Annotated in this window: 18 protein-coding genes; 13 read left to right on the forward strand and 5 right to left on the reverse strand. The window is 66.0% G+C overall.

The features are described from left to right. Positions 1–2: 2 nt before the first annotated feature. Both GJV80_RS06365 and GJV80_RS06370 read left to right on the forward strand, forming a co-directional pair. Positions 3–545 carry a Clp protease N-terminal domain-containing protein gene (locus GJV80_RS06365; protein WP_195909193.1) on the forward strand — a complete coding sequence of 181 codons (543 nt, stop codon included), beginning with the start codon at positions 3–5 and terminating at the stop codon, positions 543–545. A 45-nt stretch (positions 546–590) separates the two neighbouring features. Next, positions 591–1,388, forward strand: coding sequence for a peptidyl-tRNA hydrolase (locus tag GJV80_RS06370; protein ID WP_230208188.1), 798 nt, complete (start codon positions 591–593; stop codon positions 1,386–1,388). A 28-nt stretch (positions 1,389–1,416) separates the two neighbouring features. On the opposite strand, the gene GJV80_RS06375 is transcribed toward GJV80_RS06370, so the two are convergent. Continuing rightward, positions 1,417–2,289 carry a PP2C family serine/threonine-protein phosphatase gene (locus tag GJV80_RS06375; protein WP_195909194.1) on the reverse strand — a complete coding sequence of 291 codons (873 nt, stop codon included), beginning with the start codon at positions 2,287–2,289 and terminating at the stop codon, positions 1,417–1,419. A 342-nt stretch (positions 2,290–2,631) separates the two neighbouring features. Here GJV80_RS06375 and GJV80_RS06380 point away from each other — a divergent pair, with 342 nt between their 5' ends. From GJV80_RS06380 to GJV80_RS06390, 3 genes are all read left to right on the forward strand, one after another. Further along, positions 2,632–4,653: a translation factor GTPase family protein gene (locus GJV80_RS06380; protein WP_154687175.1), complete on the forward strand. Its 2,022-nt coding sequence runs from the start codon at positions 2,632–2,634 to the stop codon at positions 4,651–4,653. Continuing rightward, positions 4,653–5,663 carry a phosphotransferase enzyme family protein gene (locus GJV80_RS06385; RefSeq protein ID WP_154687176.1) on the forward strand — a complete coding sequence of 337 codons (1,011 nt, stop codon included), beginning with the start codon at positions 4,653–4,655 and terminating at the stop codon, positions 5,661–5,663. Before GJV80_RS06380 ends, GJV80_RS06385 begins: the two co-directional genes overlap by 1 nt. A gap of 201 nt (positions 5,664–5,864) precedes the next feature. Further along, positions 5,865–6,407 (forward strand): AAA family ATPase, encoded by a 543-nt coding sequence (locus tag GJV80_RS06390; protein ID WP_230208189.1) that lies wholly within the window; start codon positions 5,865–5,867, stop codon positions 6,405–6,407. A 28-nt stretch (positions 6,408–6,435) separates the two neighbouring features. Here GJV80_RS06390 and GJV80_RS06395 read toward each other — a convergent pair whose 3' ends face one another. The 3 genes from GJV80_RS06395 to GJV80_RS06405 all read right to left on the reverse strand — a co-directional run bounded on the left by GJV80_RS06395 (position 6,436) and on the right by GJV80_RS06405 (position 9,691). Further along, complete coding sequence (locus GJV80_RS06395; RefSeq protein ID WP_154687177.1) at positions 6,436–8,622, reverse strand: catalase; 2,187 nt, start codon at positions 8,620–8,622, stop codon at positions 6,436–6,438. Positions 8,623–8,733: 111 nt separating this feature from the next. After that, a complete protein-coding gene (locus GJV80_RS06400) occupies positions 8,734–8,958 on the reverse strand; it encodes a hypothetical protein (RefSeq protein WP_154687178.1) in 225 nt (74 codons plus the stop codon). 61 nt (positions 8,959–9,019) lie between these two features. Further along, a complete protein-coding gene (locus GJV80_RS06405; RefSeq protein ID WP_154687179.1) occupies positions 9,020–9,691 on the reverse strand; it encodes a hypothetical protein in 672 nt (223 codons plus the stop codon). 57 nt (positions 9,692–9,748) lie between these two features. Between GJV80_RS06405 and GJV80_RS06410 the strand changes: the two genes are divergently transcribed. The 7 genes from GJV80_RS06410 to GJV80_RS06440 all read left to right on the forward strand — a co-directional run bounded on the left by GJV80_RS06410 (position 9,749) and on the right by GJV80_RS06440 (position 16,143). Next, positions 9,749–10,519, forward strand: coding sequence for a DinB family protein (locus GJV80_RS06410; protein WP_154687180.1), 771 nt, complete (start codon positions 9,749–9,751; stop codon positions 10,517–10,519). Between the two features lie 69 nt (positions 10,520–10,588). Beyond that, positions 10,589–11,038: a helix-turn-helix transcriptional regulator gene (locus tag GJV80_RS06415; RefSeq protein WP_154687181.1), complete on the forward strand. Its 450-nt coding sequence runs from the start codon at positions 10,589–10,591 to the stop codon at positions 11,036–11,038. A gap of 5 nt (positions 11,039–11,043) precedes the next feature. Next, on the forward strand, positions 11,044–11,454 hold the full coding sequence (locus tag GJV80_RS06420; protein WP_154687182.1) for a VOC family protein: 411 nt from the start codon (positions 11,044–11,046) through the stop codon (positions 11,452–11,454). Between the two features lie 28 nt (positions 11,455–11,482). Further along, positions 11,483–12,784, forward strand: a complete 1,302-nt coding sequence (locus tag GJV80_RS06425) for an MFS transporter (protein WP_154687183.1) — start codon at positions 11,483–11,485, stop codon at positions 12,782–12,784. A 10-nt stretch (positions 12,785–12,794) separates the two neighbouring features. Next, a complete protein-coding gene (locus GJV80_RS06430) occupies positions 12,795–13,445 on the forward strand; it encodes a glyoxalase (RefSeq protein ID WP_154687184.1) in 651 nt (216 codons plus the stop codon). A gap of 8 nt (positions 13,446–13,453) precedes the next feature. Continuing rightward, positions 13,454–13,741, forward strand: a complete 288-nt coding sequence (locus tag GJV80_RS06435; RefSeq protein WP_154687185.1) for an AraC family transcriptional regulator — start codon at positions 13,454–13,456, stop codon at positions 13,739–13,741. A 2-nt stretch (positions 13,742–13,743) separates the two neighbouring features. Beyond that, a complete protein-coding gene (locus GJV80_RS06440) occupies positions 13,744–16,143 on the forward strand; it encodes an excinuclease ABC subunit UvrA (RefSeq protein WP_230208190.1) in 2,400 nt (799 codons plus the stop codon). Positions 16,144–16,171: 28 nt separating this feature from the next. On the opposite strand, the gene GJV80_RS06445 is transcribed toward GJV80_RS06440, so the two are convergent. After that, entirely contained in the window at positions 16,172–17,230 is a 1,059-nt protein-coding gene (locus GJV80_RS06445) for an Ig-like domain-containing protein (protein ID WP_195909195.1), read from the reverse strand. Between the two features lie 439 nt (positions 17,231–17,669). Between GJV80_RS06445 and GJV80_RS06450 the strand changes: the two genes are divergently transcribed. After that, positions 17,670–17,999: a YciI family protein gene (locus GJV80_RS06450; protein WP_154687187.1), complete on the forward strand. Its 330-nt coding sequence runs from the start codon at positions 17,670–17,672 to the stop codon at positions 17,997–17,999. Position 18,000 lies beyond the last annotated feature (1 nt).

Raw genomic sequence — 18,000 nt, forward strand, 5'->3', positions numbered from 1 at the left:
CAATGTTCGAACGATTCACCGGAAGCGCCCGCGACGCGGTGACCCAGGCCAGGACTGAGGCAGCCGATCTGGGGGACGTCGAGGTCGGAACGCAGCATGTCCTGCTCGGCGTGCTGTGGAACGCGGAGGGCGCCGGCAAGCAACTCCTCGACGAGATCGGTCTGGATTACCGGACCACCCGTCAGCGCATCGCCGACGGCGTCGGGCAGACGTTCCCCGATGCCGAGGCGCTGCGCGGGATCGGAATCGATCTGGATGAGGTTCGCCGGCGGGCGGAGCAAGCCTTCGGCAAGGGCGCCCTGAACCGTCGCGGCGGCGGTCGAGAGGACGGCCGGCCCAGGTTCGCCCAGGAATCCAAGAAGACGCTCGAGCTCGCGCTGCGCGAAGCGATAGCGCTGAGGCAGAACTACCTGGGCACCGAACACATCCTGTTGGGACTCACCCGGCTGCCGGCGTCATCGGCGGGCCGGCTGATCGCTGCGTCCGGGGTCACTCCGGATGAGCTGGGCGCGAGGCTGCGACAGCGGCTGCGCAAGGCCGCGTGATCGCCCGGTCGGCGCGGAAACCGGGCCGCGGGGCAGGATGGGCAGGTGACCTCCGAACAGCTGACCGACCCGTTGGCCCCGCTGCGGATCCGGTACGCCTACTGGATGAACCTCGCTGCCGAGGAGGTGGTCGACGATCGCGAGGAGGATCCCGACCAGATCCGCGCCATGCAATTGATCCTGCGGATGGAGCGGCACCGGGTCCCGTCGTGGCATGCCGCCATTCGGTTGGCGGCGAGCGGCGCAGCCCGGATCTGTCTGGATCCCCGGGTCTCCACCGATCCGCAGTGGGCCGAGGCGGTCATCGCCTATGCGGCCGGGCACATCCGCAAGGTCACCCGGCGCGGGCGTGGCGCGCCATGGGAGGCGACCGCGGAACTGCCCGGGATCAGCCTGCAGGATGCAGACACCGAGGTTCGTGTGCTGTTGCCCGGACTGGTCAGCGAGCTTGACAAACGGGTCGCCAAACTTCAGGTCGGTGGCACCGACGCCCCTGTCGATGAGCCGCCGGCCGACGAGCCGCCGCCCGGGGCGCTGCAGGTCTGGCTGCCGGGCCAGCCGGTGATGACGCTGGGCAAGGCGATGGCCCAGACCGGACACGCGGGCATGATCGCCGCCGCGCTGATGGCCGCCGACGAACCCACCGCCCTGCGAACCTGGTACATGGCGGGCTGCCCGGTCGACGCTCGCCGTGCCGATGCCGCGACCTGGGAACGACTCCGGACGGAGTTGGCCGATCCGGCCGAGGCGTGGCGGAAGCATCGACTGCTGGCCGTCCGGGACGCCGGCTTCACCGAGATCGCACCCGGCACCGTGACCGTGATCGCCGCCGCCCCGCGCTGAGGCTGGTGGCGATCGGCGCGGCGGGTGATCAGCCGGCCCGGCTCGCGTACCAGTGGGACTCGGCCAAGGGCTGCAGTCGCGCGGTTCGTCGCGGTGCGGTCTGATCGATGCGGATCGCCGCGCCGTCGATCAGATTGGCAGGATCTGCGGCGGCGCCCAGCAGCGTGCCACGTGGGTTGATCAAAGCGCCCTCGACGACCTCGCCGAGGATGCAGGTGACGTTGTCCCTGCCGCCGGCCGCCAGGGCCAGATCAATCAGATGATCAACGCCGGAGTCAAGATCATGGCTGCTGATCGCCGAACACAGCAGATCATCACAGACGAGATCGGTCAGCCCGTCGCTGGCCAGCAGCAGCCGGTCGCCGGCCTCGAGGTCGAGGAGACACAGGTCGGGCTCGGGCGGATCTGAGTGCGTCACCGACCGCGCGATGACCGACCGGTACGGGAACGTCTCGGCATCCTCGGCACGCAACTGGCCCGAATCGATCATCATCTGGACGAGCGTGTGGTCCTTGGTGATCCGGTGCAGTGCGCCGGCGCGCCACAGATAGGCACGTGAGTCGCCGACGTGTGCCAATGCAAAACGTTCGCCATCACCGAGGATCGCGGTGAAGGTGGTCGACATGCCGTCCCGCAGCGGATCGGCCCGAACACCATCGCGAAGATGCTGGTGGGCGAAGTCGATGGCCTGGGCAAGCACGGCCATCGGATCGTCCTGGGTGATCATCGAGACCGTACTGGCGACATAGGCCGTGCTGGCCGACGCGATCTCACCGGCCGCCGCCCCGCCGACGCCATCGGCGACCAGCAGCAGGTAGGCACCCGCGTATCCGGCGTCCTCGTTGTTGGAACGCACCAGACCGGGGTGACTCCGTGCGGAATAGCGAAACCTGAGCACCACCAAACCCCACCTTCTGCGCCGCCCCGGGGGTAAGCGCCTTCCCTGGCAGGCCGACTATCCGAACATTAGACCTACTCTGTCGTTGCCGACGCACGAAGTCGGAAAAATCCTGCGTGAATCCTTCGCTCGGAGCGCGGGAAAAACGCGCTGGTGGGCGTTTACCCAAGGCGGAGCGGGATAAAGCGCTTGACGCTCCCAAGCCGGTGGCCGACAATCTCTGGCTAGATCCCGCCGGTCGACAGGGGCGGGTGAATGGCAGCTGCGGCAAGGAGACGGCAATGCGTGCAACGGGTTGGTCCACCCCATCTCCCGTGATGTCTCTTCGTAAGGACCAGCAGGCCGTTGCGCACGCTCAATCTCGGAATTCTTGCCCATGTTGACGCCGGTAAGACCAGCCTGACCGAACGGCTGCTCTACGCGGCCCGAGTCATCGACCGCGTCGGCCGGGTCGATGACGGCAACACCCACACCGACACGTTGGCGCTGGAGCGCCAGCGGGGGATCACGATCAAGTCGGCGGTCACCTCGTTTGTGATCGGCTCGGGCGACCGATCCCGAGTGATCAATCTGATCGACACACCAGGTCACCCTGATTTCATCGCGGAGGTCGAACGCGTTCTCGACGTCCTCGACGGCGTGGTCCTGGTGATCTCCGCCGTCGAAGGCGTCCAGGCGCAGACGCGGGTGCTCACCCGGGCACTCCGCCGACTCGGCGTACCGATGCTCATCTTCGTCAACAAGATCGATCGTGCGGGCGCCCGGACGACCGACCTGCTGCAGGAGATCGGCTCGCGACTCGGGATCACGGTCGTCCCGTTGGGAGAGGTCGAGTCTGTGGGCACCCGGGAGGCACGATTCGTTCCGTATCGGACCGACGATCCGGCCTTCACCGACCTGCTGGTGGAGACGCTGACCAGGAACGATGATCAGCTGTTGACCGATTACCTCGCCGACGGGAGGCTGCCGGCGGACCGTCTCCAGGCGGCGCTCAGGGACCAGACGGCGTGCTCGCTGGTCCACCCCGTGGTGTTCGGATCGGCGATGACCGGCGCCGGTGTCGAGGAGATCATGGCCGGCATCGGCACCCTGCTCCCGGCTGCCAACGTGGCACCGGACGGCGAACCGTCCGGCGTCGTCTTCAAGATCGACCGCGGCGCACGCGGGGAGAAGATCGCCTACCTGCGCGCCGACAGCGGCCGGATCACCGAACGCGATGTGCTTCCGGTGACCGGCGTCGACGGCCGACGGTGGGAAGCCAAGATCACCAAGATCTCGGTCTTCGAGCAGGGCAAGGATCGGCCTGGCGGCCCACTGGGTGCCGGGCGGATCGGCAAGGTCTGGGGGCTGGCCGACGCCAGGATCGGTGATCAGATCGGTTCGACGTCCGAGCGGAGACTTGCTCACTACTTCACCGCTCCCAGCCTGGAGACGGTCGTCGATCCGGTGCATGAAGCCGATCGGGGCCGACTGCGAGTGGCGCTGGACCAGCTTGCCGAACAGGATCCGTTGATCAACGTACGGCAGGACGATGTCCGCGGCGAACTGTCGGTGTCGCTGTACGGCGAGGTGCAGAAGGAGGTGATCCAGGCGACGCTGCTGGCAGACTTCGGCATTGCGGTCACCTTCTCGGAGAGTTCGACGATCTGCGTCGAGCGCCCTGTCGGCGTCGGCGAGGCGGTGGAACTGATGGGCGCCGAGGCCAACCCGTTCCTCGCTACGGTCGGTCTGCGGGTCGAACCCGGTCCGACCGGCAGCGGGATCACGTACGGGATGGAGAAGATCGTGCACGGCACCATGCCGCCCGCCTTCTACAAGGCCGTCGAGGACACGGTGTTCGAAACCTGTCGGCAGGCACTGCACGGTTGGCAGTTGATCGACGCCAGGATCACGCTCACCCACACCGGTTATGCGCCACGGCAGAGCCACGCCCACCAGGGATTCAGCAAGGCGATGTCCAGTACCGGCGGCGACTTCCGTGATGTCACTCCGCTCGTCGTCATGGCTGCGCTGCAGGCTGCCGGAACCGAGGTGCTGGAACCGATTCATCACTTCCGGTTGGAGTTCCCCCGTGACCTGCTGGACCGGATGTACCCGGTGCTGGCAGCACATCGGGCGGTCCCGCAACCCCCGGAGATCGGCGAAGCGGTGACCATCATGGAAGGCGACATACCGGCCGCAGAGGTGCACCGACTGGAACAGGAACTGCCGGCACTGACCCGCGGCGAGGGCGTTCTGGAGTGTCCATTCGACCGCTACGAGCCGGTCACCGGAGCCCGACCGGAACGTCCGCCGACCGATCGCAATCCGTTGGACCGCGCTGAGTACCTGTTGCGTTCCACCCGTGGGAAGGGGGCAATGGTCTGATGGCGGATCCACAGCGCCGTGGCGAGATCTCGGCGGACGGAAGCTGCTTCTACGACGGTGAGGACTGGGGCTGGCAGCCGCTCTGGCTGACGGCTCACCAGGTGCAGGCCTTGGTCCTCACCGAGTTCGGTGTCCGCGCGTTGTCCGTTGAGCTGCTGGCTGACGGCCTGCTGAACCAGACCTGGCGGTTGCACTGTGCCGACCGGGATCGCGTATTGCGGGTCGGCCGATCGGAACGAACACGTGATCAGGTTCGCTACGAGGATCGGGTGGTTTCCTCCTGGTCGCGGATTCCGCAGATCGTCGGTCCGGTGAGCAACCACCATCCGGTCGTGGACGGGCACGTGCTGACGCTGTATCCGTACCGCGAGGGTCGGCCCGGGACCGAGGTTGATCCGGTGGTGCGGGCACGACAGGTGGCGCCGGTGATGGCACGCATGCACAGGAGCTCGGTCGGTCTTGACCTGCCGCAGCGCCCAGGTGCGCGATCGATCGATGAGGTCCCGGCGGCCGATCGGTGGTTGCCGGTGCGCGCTGCGGTGATCGACCGGTTCGGCACCGGAGAGGAGATCATGGCGGCAGCGCGGGTCGTCGACGACGCGGTCGCCGAGCTCGACGAGATCCTCCAGCGTTGGCGCGGAGGTGACGGCGTCGTACGCCGCGCAGTGGTGCACGCCGATCTCAACGCCCGCAACCAGCTGTATGAGAATGATCGACTGGTCGGCATCATCGACACCGACGACTGCCGGATCGAACCACTGGTTGCTGAGGTCGCCGGGCTCGCCTACTCCGATCTCGCGGTGTCACCGTCGACGGTCTGGCGTGACTATCTGGCAGCCGGCGGGCCACTCGAACCATCCGACGAAGAGATGCTGCTGCCGTTCGCGCGACTCGGCGCGTTGGGCGAGTTGGAATGGTTCACCGATGACAACGGCGTGGCAACACATCTGGCAGACCGGCACCTGCAGGTGCTGGCATCCGATCTGGGTGGATCACCGGTCCGCGGTTGATCTCAGCGTCTGCCTTCAGTTCTGCAGACCCGTCCCGGACCCACCAACACCCGAACGCCTGATTGTGCCTTATACACAAGGGAGTCCGGGCACTCAACAGCTGCACGCTCTATCCCAGTGCACACTCACCCACGAGGCACCGACAGTCCGGTGACAGCCGGGTAAGCCTCGCACTCGGGCCCGGTCGCTACAGTCACGGATGTGCCACGACTGATCCTGGTGACCGGTCTACCCGGAACCGGCAAGACGACCCTCGCCAGCGCGCTGGTCCGACGACTCAATGCGACCTACCTCAGAATCGATGCGGTCGAGACCGCGATCCAGGTCGCTCGCGGAGATCATCAACAGGTGGGTGCCGAAGGGTACGTCGTGGCACACTTCCTGGCCGGTTCGAATCTCCGCCTCGGGCAGGACGTCGTCGTCGACGCGGTCTGTCCGGTTCCGGAGTCACGGACCGGCTGGGCCGAGACCGCGGCGGCCAACGGGGGCCAGTTGATCATGTTCCAGACCTGCCTGCCGGATGTGGCCGAACATCGTCGTCGCGTCGAACTCCGCGAACCGGACATGCCTGGCCAACAGGTCCCTGACTGGCAGTGGGTGCAAAGCCTTGACTGGTCGCCCTGGGACGAACAGCGGGACGGCCCGTGCACGGTTGTGGACACCACCAGCAGCGCCGACGCGCTTGCAGCCGCCCTGGCCGAGCTCGGCTCCCGGCCGGCCCACGCGTCGGCGCCACCGAAGTGATCACACTCAGCGATCTACACCGCGGCGGTCACACCGATGTCGGGAATCTTTCCCAAACCCGATGTTCCGGCAGCACGCCGAGCACCGTCTCGAACGTCCGTTCCGCCGAGGCGCCGGTGATGATTCCGGTGCCGGTCTGGTAACCGGCCTTCGTCAGAGCCTCGTTACCGGCGGCCCAGGACCCGATCGGTTTGGCCTGCCGGAAGCATTCCTCGATCAACAGCACCACCCGGGGATCAAGATCATCCACGTCGGCAGCGCCGGCCTTGCCGTCTCGAGACGCCAACGCGTCAGGTGCCGGTGACGGGCAGCCGCCGAGCAGGACGGCGTCGAACTCGACCGAGCGTGCTGTGGCGAACGTCCGTTGCACGGGAACGTCACCGATCATGCCGCCGTGTGCCGCGATGATGAGCGGCACCAAACCCGCCCCGTCGATCGTAGTGCGCAAGGCGGCGAGTTCGGACGCGTCGGCGTCCTGATCGACGACGATGCCGATCATCCGACCGTCGACCGGCCATTTCTTCCCGACCTGTGACAAGGCAGGGCTCGGCTCGACATCGAGGAGTTCGATCGTCGGATCGGGAGCGGGCAGACCGAGTCCCGCAGCGACCTCCGAGCACAGCACCGGGTCGATATTGGCCAACGCAAGCAGTTGCCGTTCCTTGATCGACTGCTCGTAGACCTTGCCCAGTTCGAAGGTGTAGGCACGGATGATGTGTTCCTTCTCGACCGGACTCATGCTCAGCCAGAACAGCCGGACCTGGCTGAAATGATCATCGTAGGATGCAGCCTGCCCGCGTACCTTGGTTGCTCCGGTAGCTATCCCCACCGGAGCATCGATGAATGCATGGTCATCGGCTCCGGCGAAGAACGGACAGCTGCCGTCAAGCGAGTTGGGCTTGTACGGAGCCGCACCACCGTGCACAGCATCCTGGTGGAAGCCGTCACGCAACATGTCGTTGACCGGAGCGTGCGGCCGGTTGATCGGAATCTGCCCGAAGTTCGGCCCGCCCAGCCTGGTGATCTGGGTGTCGATGTAGGAGAACAATCGTGCCTGCAACAGAGGATCGTCGGTGACATCGATACCGGGTGGCAGGTGTCCGGGATGGAAGGCCACCTGCTCGGTCTCGGCGAAGAAGTTCGTCGGATTGCGATTCAGTGTCAACAAGCCGATCGCCTGCACCGGCGCGAGCTCCTCCGGAACGATCTTGGTCGGATCAAGCAGGTCGATCCCCTGGAACATCTGGTCCGGCGTGTCGGGAAACACCTGTACGCCCAGTTCCCATTGCGGGAACGCGCCGGCCTCGATCGCGTCCGCAAGATCGCGACGATGGAAGTCCGGGTCCAGACCGCCGATCAGCTGGGCCTCCTCCCAGGTCAGCGAATGCACTCCGAGCTTGGGCTTCCAGTGGAACTTGACCAGCGTCGCCGCGCCGGTGGAGTTGATCATCCGGAAGGTGTGGACCCCGAAGCCCTCCATCATCCGGTAGGAGCGCGGTATCCCTCGATCCGACATGTTCCACATGGTGTGGTGCTGGCCCTCGGTGTGCAGGGACACGAAGTCCCAGAACGTGTCGTGGGCGCTCTGTGCCTGGGGAATCTCCCGATCGGGATGGGGCTTGCCGGCGTGGATGGCGTCCGGGAACTTGATCCCGTCCTGGATGAAGAACACCGGGATGTTGTTGCCGACGAGATCGAAGGTGCCCTCATCGGTGTAGAACTTGGTCGCGAAACCGCGGGTGTCGCGTACTGTGTCGGCCGATCCCCGGGAACCGAGCACGGTGGAGAACCGAGTGAAGACCGGCGTCTGCTTGCCTTTCGCCAGGAAGCCCGCAACGGTGATGTGGTCGGCGGTCCCATAGCCCTCGAACACGCCGTGAGCTGCCGCGCCACGGGCGTGCACCACCCGTTCAGGGATGCGTTCATGATCGAAATGGGTGATCTTCTCGCGGAGATGGTGGTCCTGCAGCAGGGTCGGTCCGCGGACTCCGGCTTTCAGCGAGTGTTCGCTATCCCGAAGCCGGGCCCCCTGCGAGGTGGTCAGGAAGGCACCCTGCTGGCTGTTCGCCTCCGTCGGAGCGCCGGTATCCGTTCCCGTCGGTGTCCTGACGTCGGGGGCCGACTGGTCAGGCTTGGGCGGCAACGGCTTCCGCGGATCGGTGGGTTCGGCAACCGGGGGAGTTGCACTGCTGGGTGCGCCGGGAGTTGGTCGCATGGAGGTCCTCCACTGGGTCAGATCCGGTCAGAGATCAGATCCGTACCCAATGGACGGCCCTGTCACCCGGCCCGCGGCTGTGGCTTCCGCGCAGTGGGCACTGCGCGAGCCCTAGCCTGGCTGGTCGTAATCCTCGTCGTCGACCGGTACGGCGATGGCCTGCTCGAGCTGGTCGGCCTCGTCCGCGTTCAGAGGATCGATCTCGAGATCGTCGTCGATCGCGGAACCCGCCTGGTCATCGTCGTCAGGGTCGACACCGAACCCCGGGCCGGCGTCCCGCTCCTGTTCGGCGCGGTCCGCCTCGGGGATGTCGTCTCGCGGGTCGTCGGCAGCCATCTGGGTCGTCTCCTTCCACCACGGAACGTCAGTCCAGGGCTTCTGTCGGTGTTCTTCGAGCCTATCCGGAGGAGGACTTATCCAGTCCGCGGTCGATCAATCCGACAAGAGGGCTCCACCAGGAAACATACCCAGGGTCCAGTTCCGTCCGCCAGGTCGCGTACACCTCGACAGCCCGTTCGACGATGTTCGGCCGCGGCGAGACGGTCAACGGCACGGCGGCCAGACTCATCACCAGCTCCGCGTAGCGGTCCCGGGCGCCGCCCGTGCGATGCACCGTCGTGCCGAGATCCCGATCCCGCAACTGCATCGCGACGACCAGGCACGCGCGTAGCAACTCCAGTGTGAGATGGCCACCGATCAACCGATCGCCCCGGCCGAGCTTGGCGGCCGCCATCGCGGCCAAGAAGCGGACGTCATTGTCCGGCGCCGCCGACAGTCCCTGGATCCGGCCCGCGCCGGTGATCGAAACGTCGATCCGACGCCCGTCAGTCAGCACCGTCCGACACACCTCGGCGGTGTCAGCGCGTACATCTTCGTACGCCCACGGCGCGTCACCGAACAGCGCGACGGCCGGGATCGGCTCATCGGTGGTCAATCGCAGATCAAGATCACTCCAGCCGTCGAGTCGGTCCTGCTGTCCGAAGGAGCCGTGCGGATCGGCGTCCACCCCAGGTAGGGCAGCAGCGATCCGCTGGAACTCCGCGTGCTGCCACTCGGTATTGGTGCCCATGGCCATCGATCATCGCAGGGACTGGACCTTGATCGGCGGCGGTGACAAGCTCGGTGTGTGGCCGAGTTCACCGACGATGACCTGGCCGGGGCCGAGTTCACCGACGTCCGTCTGACCGATGCACGGTTCCGCTCGGTGGATCTGAGCGGGTCGCGCTTCCGGCTGGTTGATCTGAGCGGCGTGACGATGCGTGCCGTCGATCTGCACAACGTCACCATCGACGGCTGGGCAGAGAACCTCGTCATCAACGGAGTGGACGTCGGGCCGCTGATCGAGGCCGAATTGGATCGTCGCCACCCGGAGCGGTTGAAGCTGCGGCCGACCGATCCCCGAGGCTTCGGTGAGGCGTGGGAACTGATCTCCGGTCTGTGGGCGTCGACGGTGGACCGGGCGCGCCGGCTGCCGCCGGAACTGCTCAACGAGTCGGTCGACGAGGAGTGGAGTTTCATCCAGACCCTGCGACATCTGGTGTTCGCCACCGACGCCTGGATACTGCGTACCGTCCTGGGCGACCCGTCGCCCTGGGACGCACTGGATCTGCCGCACGACCAGATGCCGAACACGCCTGGTGTGCCGCGGAATCTCCTGGTTCGCCCGGCCCTGGACGAGATCCTCGAACTGCGCGTCGATCGCCAGTCCGTCGTCCGGCGGGTGATCGATGAGTTGACCGAGGAGAAGCTGTCCGCCATGACCACACCGGTCGAAGCGCCGGGCTATCCGGAGTCGCAGAGCTATTCCGTACGCGGGTGCCTGCTCGGCGTCATCGACGAGGAGTGGTCGCATCGGCAATACGCCGAACGTGATCTTGCCGTGCTCGAGTCGCGGTGATCACCGTCTGTGTTGCTGATCGGTGCCGATACAGCCAGGACACGACCAACGTGTGGCACCATCGGTGATGTGACCAGCAGGGTTGAGGATGCCGAGCGACTGCGCGATCTGGCGCGGCTGCGTCGGGTGCGGGATCGGATCGATCGCGACTACGCGCAGCCCTTGAATGTCGAAGCATTGGCCCGGGACGCCCACATGTCGGCGGGCCACCTCAGCCGCCAGTTCAAGCAGGCCTACGGGGAGTCGCCGTACTCCTATCTGATGACCCGCAGGATCGAGCGGGCGATGGCCCTGTTGCGGCGTGGCGAGCTCAGCGTCACCGAGGTCTGTTTCGCGGTGGGATGCTCCTCCCTCGGCACCTTCAGCACCCGGTTCGCCGAGCTGGTCGGCATGTCGCCGAGCGCCTACCGGCAACAGACCAGCGGCATCACCGAAGGCCTTCCGGCCTGTGTCGCGAAACAGGTCACCAGACCGGTCAGGAATCAAGAAGCGCCGGTGGTGACCACCCAACTAGCGTGATCGCCATGGACCTCACCATTCACTCAAGTTTCCTGCCGCTCGATGACCCGGAGGCGTCGCTGGCCTTCTACCGGGACGTGCTCGGCTTCGAAGTACGGCTTGACGTCGGCCAGGGCGCGTACCGGTGGATCACCGTCGGCCCGCCCGACCAGCCTGACACCGCGGTCGTGCTCTGGCCACCGAACGCCAATCCCGGCGCCACCGACGAAGAGAAGAAGACCATCGCCGAGATGATGGCCAAGGGAACGTTCGGAACCCTGCTGTTGGCCAGCAAGGACGTCGACGCGTCGTTCGCCGAGATCGCGGGCAAGGACGCCGAGGTCGTCCAGGAGCCGACCGACCAGCCGTATGGCGTTCGTGACTGCGCCTTTCGCGACCCTGCCGGCAACATGATCCGGATCCAGCAGCGCAGCTGACGCGCCGCGTCGACACACGCGACGATCCATGGAGGACCCAGCACCCGAGACGCCGCCGAGCCTGTCGTACGGGCAGGCGTTGGCGGACCGTCGGGTGTTCGGTCTGATCCTGGGGGACCTGCTGGCGACCGTCGGTACCGGCATGCTGATCGTTGCCATGCCGGTACAGACACTCGCCATCCACGGCAGGGTCGCCAAGCCGATAGCCATCGGACTGGTCGAGACCGCGCCGTACGCCCTGGCGGCGGTGCTCGCCCTGGCGATCGGTGTTGGCCGACTGCGAATACTGCCGAGGACGGTACTGATCGCCGACTCGGTCTCCCGCTCGGTCGTCCTCGGCGTCCTGGGTCTACTGGCCGTCACCCACCGGCTCAGCCTGGTTGTGCTGATCATCGGCCTGCTGCTCGGCTCGGTCTTCCGGATCGCCGGATCGAGCAGCCGACGGCTGCTCGCCACGGCTATCGCCGGCGATCGCGGACGGTACGCGGTCAACGGCCTGCTCGGCCTGAACGTGACGATCGCGCTCTACATCCTCGGCCCGGTCATCGGCGGGGTCATCGTCGCCGTCACAAGTCCAGGCGTCGCGTTGTTCTGCGATGCCGCCGGTGCCCTGTTGCTCCTGGCTGCCGTCCTGGCCACCACCCGACGCGCGGTTGTGGCAGAGCCGCGGTCCCGGGCCGGCCGCGAATCCGGCTTGCGGATCCTGCGCCGCCGTCCGGTTGCCGCCCGCCTGCTGGTGGTCGAGTTCTTCTTCAACTTCTTCTACATGCCGGTCGAGATCGCACTACCGTTGCTCGTCCGCGGTCGGCTGCACGCCGACGCCTCCGCACTCGGCGCAATGTGGGGAGCGCTGGGTGTCGGGGCGTTCCTCGGCGCGGCGCTCGTCGACCGGCTGCGCCGGCTGCCGCAGCGCCATTTGCTGATCGCGATCATCGGGCTCTGGGCTGCGTGCCCGATCGCGCTGGCCCTCGTCACCACGCTGCCCGCTGCAATGATCGTTTTCGCCCTGGGTGGACTGGTGTACGCGCCGTTCACCCCGGTGGCCTACAGCTTCCTGCAATCCGGCCTCAGGGACGACGAACAACAACAGGTGGTCACGCTCTGGACGACAGGTTCCACCGTGGCGGCGCCGTTGGGACTGCTCGTCGGAGGCCCGCTCATCCTCTTCGCCGGTACGTCCGGGGGACTCGTGCTGTCCGGTGTGCTGACCGCGTTGCTGGTGCCGATCGCCGCCTACGCAGTGCTGCGGCGACGCGAACCCGCAGTGGTTGATCCGGCTGATCACCAAGTGATCAGGAATCGAGAAGCAGGCACGCCGGGGCGCCCATAGCGTGGTGGACATGGACACAACAACGACCACCACACCGGCGATCACCTCGATCTCGCTCGAGGTCGACGACGTCAACGAGGCCGCGGCCTTCTACGCAGCACTCGATCTGGAAGCTCAGCTGAAAGATCAACTGCGACTGCGCCCGGCCGCCGCGCCATCGTCAGGGTTCCGCGGATTCACCCTTTCACTGATTGCCGACCAGCCATCGGCCGTGGACCAGGTCACCCGTTCTGCGATCACCGCCGGAGCGACCATGATCAAGCCCGTCACCAAGTCGTTCTGGGGTTACGGCGGTGTCTTCCGGTCACCTGACGGAACCTTGTGGAAGGTGGCGACCTCCACCAAGAAGGACGCACCGGGCAAGCCGGGGCGCATCGACGAACTGGTGATCCTGCTCGGTGTCTGCGACATGGCGGCCACCAGGGATCTGTACCTGTCCCGCGGCCTGGCCGTGGCAAAGAGCTTCGGCCGCAAATATGTCGAATTCGCGAGCCGGCCGGGCACCGTCAAGCTGGCCCTCTACGGCCGCCGCGCGCTGGCCAAGGACGCCGGCGTCCCACCCGAGGGCGAAGGCTCGCACCGCCTGATCATCAACAGCACGGCCGATCCGTTCACCGATCCGGACGGCTTTGCCTGGGGCCGTCCGGCCGAGCCCCGCTGAGATCGCCGATGTGCTACCCGGGTCTCATCGAAACACTGGCCGCCGCGCCGACCACGAGCGTCGTAGCCAATGACGAGTATCTGCTGCTGCGCAGGGTTCGCGACCGCATCGCTCGGGAGCCCGGCACGGCGCTGGACATCGAGAGAATCGCTCACAGTGTCGGCCTCGCGCCGCGGACGCTGAGTCGACGCTTCGAAATCGCGTACGGTAGATCGCCGTACCACTATCTCGTCGCTCTGCGCGGCGATCCGTACCACTCGCCGTACACCGCAGGTCTCACCGGAGGGGGAGCTTGACCATGGCCAGCAAGGGTGCCACCAGAACCGCGAACACCACGATGACGAAACGGCACCCGGCGGACAGCCACGATCAGATCCGGGTCGTCGGTGCCCGGGAGAACAACCTCAAGGACATCACCATCGATCTGCCCAAGCGCAGGCTGACCGTGTTCACCGGGGTCTCCGGATCGGGCAAGAGTTCTCTGGTCTTCGGCACCATCGCCGCGGAGTCCCAGCGGATGATCAACGAGACCTACAGCGCCTTCATCCAGGGCTTCATGCCGACATTGAACCGGCCGGACGTCGACGTCCTGGACGGTCTCACGACGGCGATCATCGTCGACCAGGAACGTATGGGTTCCGATCCGCGATCGACCGTCGGAACGGCGACCGACACCGGTGCGATGTTGCGCATCCTGTTCAGCCGGCTCGGCGAGCCGCACATCGGTGCTCCACAGGCCTTCTCCTTCAACGTCGCCTCGATCAGTGGCGCCGGCGCGGTCAACATCACCAAGGGCGGCCAGACGCTGCGGGAGCGGCGCAGCTTCAGCATCCTCGGCGGGATGTGCCCACGCTGCGAGGGGCGCGGAGCGGTGACCGACTTCGACCTGCAGGCACTCTATGACGATTCGAAGTCGTTGAACGAAGGCGCCCTCACGGTCCCCGGCTACAGCATGGACGGCTGGTACGGCCGGATCTTCAGTGGCTCAGGGTTCTTCGCCATGGACAAGCCGATCCGCAAGTTCACCAAGCGTGAGCTGAACGACCTGCTCTACAAGGAACCGACCAAGATCAAGGTCGAGGGCATCAACCTGACCTACGAGGGACTGATTCCCAAGATCAAGAAGTCGATGTTGTCCAAGGACCGGGAGGCGATGCAGCCGCACGTCCGCGCCTTCGTCGACCGCGTGATCACCTTCTCCGTCTGCCCCGAGTGCGACGGCACCCGGCTCAGCACGGAGGCCCGCTCCTCCAAGATCAACGGGATCAGCATCGCCGATGCCTGCGCTATGCAGATCACCGATCTGTCCGAGTGGGTGAAGACGTTGGATGAACCGTCGGTCGCACCGCTACTGAAGGCGCTCGGCGAGACCCTCGACGCATTCACCGAGATCGGCCTGGGCTACCTGTCGCTGGACCGGCCGGCGGGCACGTTGTCCGGTGGCGAGGCACAGCGCACCAAGATGATCAAGCACCTCGGATCGTCGCTGACCGATGTCACCTACGTCTTCGACGAGCCCTCCATCGGCCTGCATCCGCACGACATCCAGCGGATGAACAGGCTGCTGCGTCAGTTGCGGGACAAGGGCAACACCGTGCTGGTCGTCGAGCACAAACCGGAGATCATCACCATCGCCGACCATGCCGTCGATCTCGGTCCGGGCGCCGGCAGCAACGGGGGCCAGGTGATGTACCAGGGGAGTGTCGACGGGCTGCGCGCCAGTACGACGATCACCGGTCAGCATCTGGATGATCGGGCCAGGTTGAAGGATGCGACCCGGACGCCGTCGGGCGCACTTGAGGTCCGTGGCGCGGACACCAACAACCTGCAGAAGGTGGACGTCGACATCCCGCTGGGTGTGCTTGCGGTGATCACCGGGGTCGCCGGTTCTGGAAAGAGCTCGTTGATCAACGGTTCGGTGGCCGGCCGGGACGGCGTTGTGGTCGTCGACCAGACCTCGATCCGTGGCTCCCGACGGAGCAACCCGGCGACCTACACCGGGCTGCTGGACCCGATCCGCAAGGTGTTCGCCAAGACCAACGGGGTCAAGCCGGCCCTGTTCAGCGCGAACTCCGAAGGCGCCTGCCCCAACTGCAACGGTGCCGGCGTCGTCTACACCGACCTCGGCATCATGGCAAGTGTGTCGACGACCTGTGAGGTCTGCGAGGGCCGGCGATTCTCCGCGGATGTGCTCGAGTACCGGCTCGCCGGCAAGGACATCAGTGAGGTGCTTGCCATGGCGGTCGACGACGCGGTGGCGTTCTTCGCCGACGGGGACGCCAAGACACCGGCGGCGCACAAGATCCTGCTTCGGCTGGCCGATGTCGGCCTCGGGTACCTGACGCTCGGCCAGCCACTGACCACGCTGTCGGGCGGTGAACGGCAGCGGCTGAAGCTGGCAACGCAGATGGGGGAGCCGGGGGACATCTACGTCCTGGATGAGCCGACCGTCGGTCTGCACCTGGCCGACGTGCAGCAGCTGCTCGGCCTGCTCGACCGCTTGGTCGACTCCGGCAAGTCGGTGATCGTCATCGAGCACCATCAGGCCGTGATGGCTCACGCCGACTGGATCATCGACCTCGGCCCGGGCGCGGGTCACGACGGTGGCCGGATCGTGTTCGAAGGCGTTCCCGCCGATCTGGTGGCCGGGCGCAAGACGCTGACCGGTCAGCACCTGGCCGACTACGTGAGCGGCTGATCAATCAGGTGCCGCGGGCTCGTGGATGCTAGAGGGCACTGCCTTCGGCGTAGGTCTTGAAGTCCACGTTCCAGTCGGTCAGGCCGTTGCCGGTCTCCAGCGGACGGTCTGTGCCGGTGACCGTCACCGGGCTGCCCGGGAGCGCCCGCTCGAACAGCCAGCGCGAGTCCTCCACGCTCATCCCGACGCAACCGTGGCTTGCGTTCACCCGACCGAAGTAGGGCGTGTTCCACGGAGCGGAGTGGAGGAACTGACCCGAGGTGGTGATCCGCATCGCGTACGCCGCGAGCAGCCGGTACGACTCGGGTCCGGACTTCGGCAGACCGATCATCTCCGAGGTCATCACGTAGTCAGTCAGTTTCTGGGTGATCAGGCTGGTCCCACTGCTCGTCGGCGTCGACGGCTTTCCGCCGCTGACGAAGATCTTGCGCGCCTTGTGGCCGTTGACGTACACCTTCGCGACATCAGTCTTCAGGTTGACCTTGGTGATCACCGAATCACCGACCGTGAAACTCGTCGAGGTGCTGCGCTGGCCGTACTCGCCGCTGCCGGCCGGGACGCTGTTGAGCTCTGCGGTCGCGGTCACCCTCGTGCCGGGCTTCCAGTAGTGGGCAGGACGCCAGTGCACCTCGGTGTCGCTGTACCAGTGCCAGCTGCCCTTCTGATGCGACGTGCTGGTGACCCGCAGATGCCGTTCGAACTCGGCCCGGTCCTTGACCGGCCGGTCGAAGCGCAGCACCACCGGAGCGCCGACGCCGACCTTCTTGCCCAGGCTGACGAAGGCCGGGTAGATCTGTTGGTCGAGAGTCAGGGCCTGGGACTCGAACTTCGTGGTGGTCGTCCTGCTCTGACCATCGGCGTTCACCCCCGTCGCGGTGACCGTGTATCTTCCGTTGGGCTCGAGCAGCTCCGACGCCTTCCACGTGGTCCTGCTCTCGTCGAGGGTGCCGTCGATGGTCGTCTCCTTGGTGACCCCGTGGTCGACGTACTTCCCCTTGACTGCGATCTTGCTGAGGGTGCCGTTGGTCGCGGTCACCTTGATCACCTTGTTGACCTTGACCTGGTCCGCATGCTTCGGGACGTTCACCCGGACCGAGACGGGGCTCGCGCCGGACGGGGACGAGGTCGGTGGCTGTGTACCTCCCGCTGAGGGAGCGCTCGCCGGCGCAGTCGGGGAGCTGGGGGAGTGCGACGATTCTCCGGTTGGGCTCGCAGCCCGGCCGCAGCCTGCCAGGACGAGGCCGGCCGTTATGACCGCCGCGATCCCGATCGCACCCCGATGTCCCCCGAATCGCGTCATGAATCCTCACTCGTCACACGTGTTCGATGATTTTGTGTAGCTGCCAATCTGCCTTGCGAACAGACCAGTTGGGACTACATTCTCAAGAATTTGTGAAGATGTGACACAGATGTGCTGATTATGAGACTTCGCGCCCGGCGACCGTGCCGGCCGTGTCGGATTGGGGGAGAACCGTTCGTTGCAGTGATGACAACCACCACGGACGACCTGAAAGGGATGATCTTCCATGCAGTACTTCGTTTCGGTGATCCACGACGGGACGGATCTGGCGACAGACGACGAGATGTCTGCCATCGACGCCTTCAACGACCGGGTTCGGGCCGGCGGCCACTGGGTGTTCGCGGCGGGTCTCGCAGCACCGAGCACGGCCACCGTGATCGACAATCGCGGTGACGAACCGGTGATCAGCGACGGGCCGTTCGTGGAGACCAAGGAATTCCTGGCCGGCTTCTGGATCTTCGAGGCCGACGACCTTGACGTTGCGTTGCGTCTGGCGGCTGCGGGCTCGAGGGCCTGCAACCGAAGGGTCGAGGTCAGACCGTTCGCGGTTCTGTGAA

The sequence above is a fragment of the Microlunatus sp. Gsoil 973 genome (assembly GCF_009707365.1).
Taxonomy (GTDB): domain Bacteria; phylum Actinomycetota; class Actinomycetes; order Propionibacteriales; family Propionibacteriaceae; genus Microlunatus.

Excerpts from the sequence above, each read along its gene's own strand:
- GJV80_RS06405 (WP_154687179.1), bottom strand. The coding sequence starts at position 9,691 with ATGGGCACCAATACCGAGTGGCAGCACGCGGAGTTCCAGCGGATCGCT.
- GJV80_RS06440 (WP_230208190.1), top strand. The coding sequence starts at position 13,744 with ATGGCCAGCAAGGGTGCCACCAGAACCGCGAACACCACGATGACGAAA.
- GJV80_RS06400 (WP_154687178.1), bottom strand. The coding sequence starts at position 8,958 with ATGGCTGCCGACGACCCGCGAGACGACATCCCCGAGGCGGACCGCGCC.
- GJV80_RS06435 (WP_154687185.1), top strand. The coding sequence starts at position 13,454 with ATGTGCTACCCGGGTCTCATCGAAACACTGGCCGCCGCGCCGACCACG.
- GJV80_RS06365 (WP_195909193.1), top strand. The coding sequence starts at position 3 with ATGTTCGAACGATTCACCGGAAGCGCCCGCGACGCGGTGACCCAGGCC.
- GJV80_RS06425 (WP_154687183.1), top strand. The coding sequence starts at position 11,483 with ATGGAGGACCCAGCACCCGAGACGCCGCCGAGCCTGTCGTACGGGCAG.
- GJV80_RS06450 (WP_154687187.1), top strand. The coding sequence starts at position 17,670 with ATGCAGTACTTCGTTTCGGTGATCCACGACGGGACGGATCTGGCGACA.
- GJV80_RS06395 (WP_154687177.1), bottom strand. The coding sequence starts at position 8,622 with ATGCGACCAACTCCCGGCGCACCCAGCAGTGCAACTCCCCCGGTTGCC.
- GJV80_RS06385 (WP_154687176.1), top strand. The coding sequence starts at position 4,653 with ATGGCGGATCCACAGCGCCGTGGCGAGATCTCGGCGGACGGAAGCTGC.
- GJV80_RS06430 (WP_154687184.1), top strand. The coding sequence starts at position 12,795 with ATGGACACAACAACGACCACCACACCGGCGATCACCTCGATCTCGCTC.
- GJV80_RS06420 (WP_154687182.1), top strand. The coding sequence starts at position 11,044 with ATGGACCTCACCATTCACTCAAGTTTCCTGCCGCTCGATGACCCGGAG.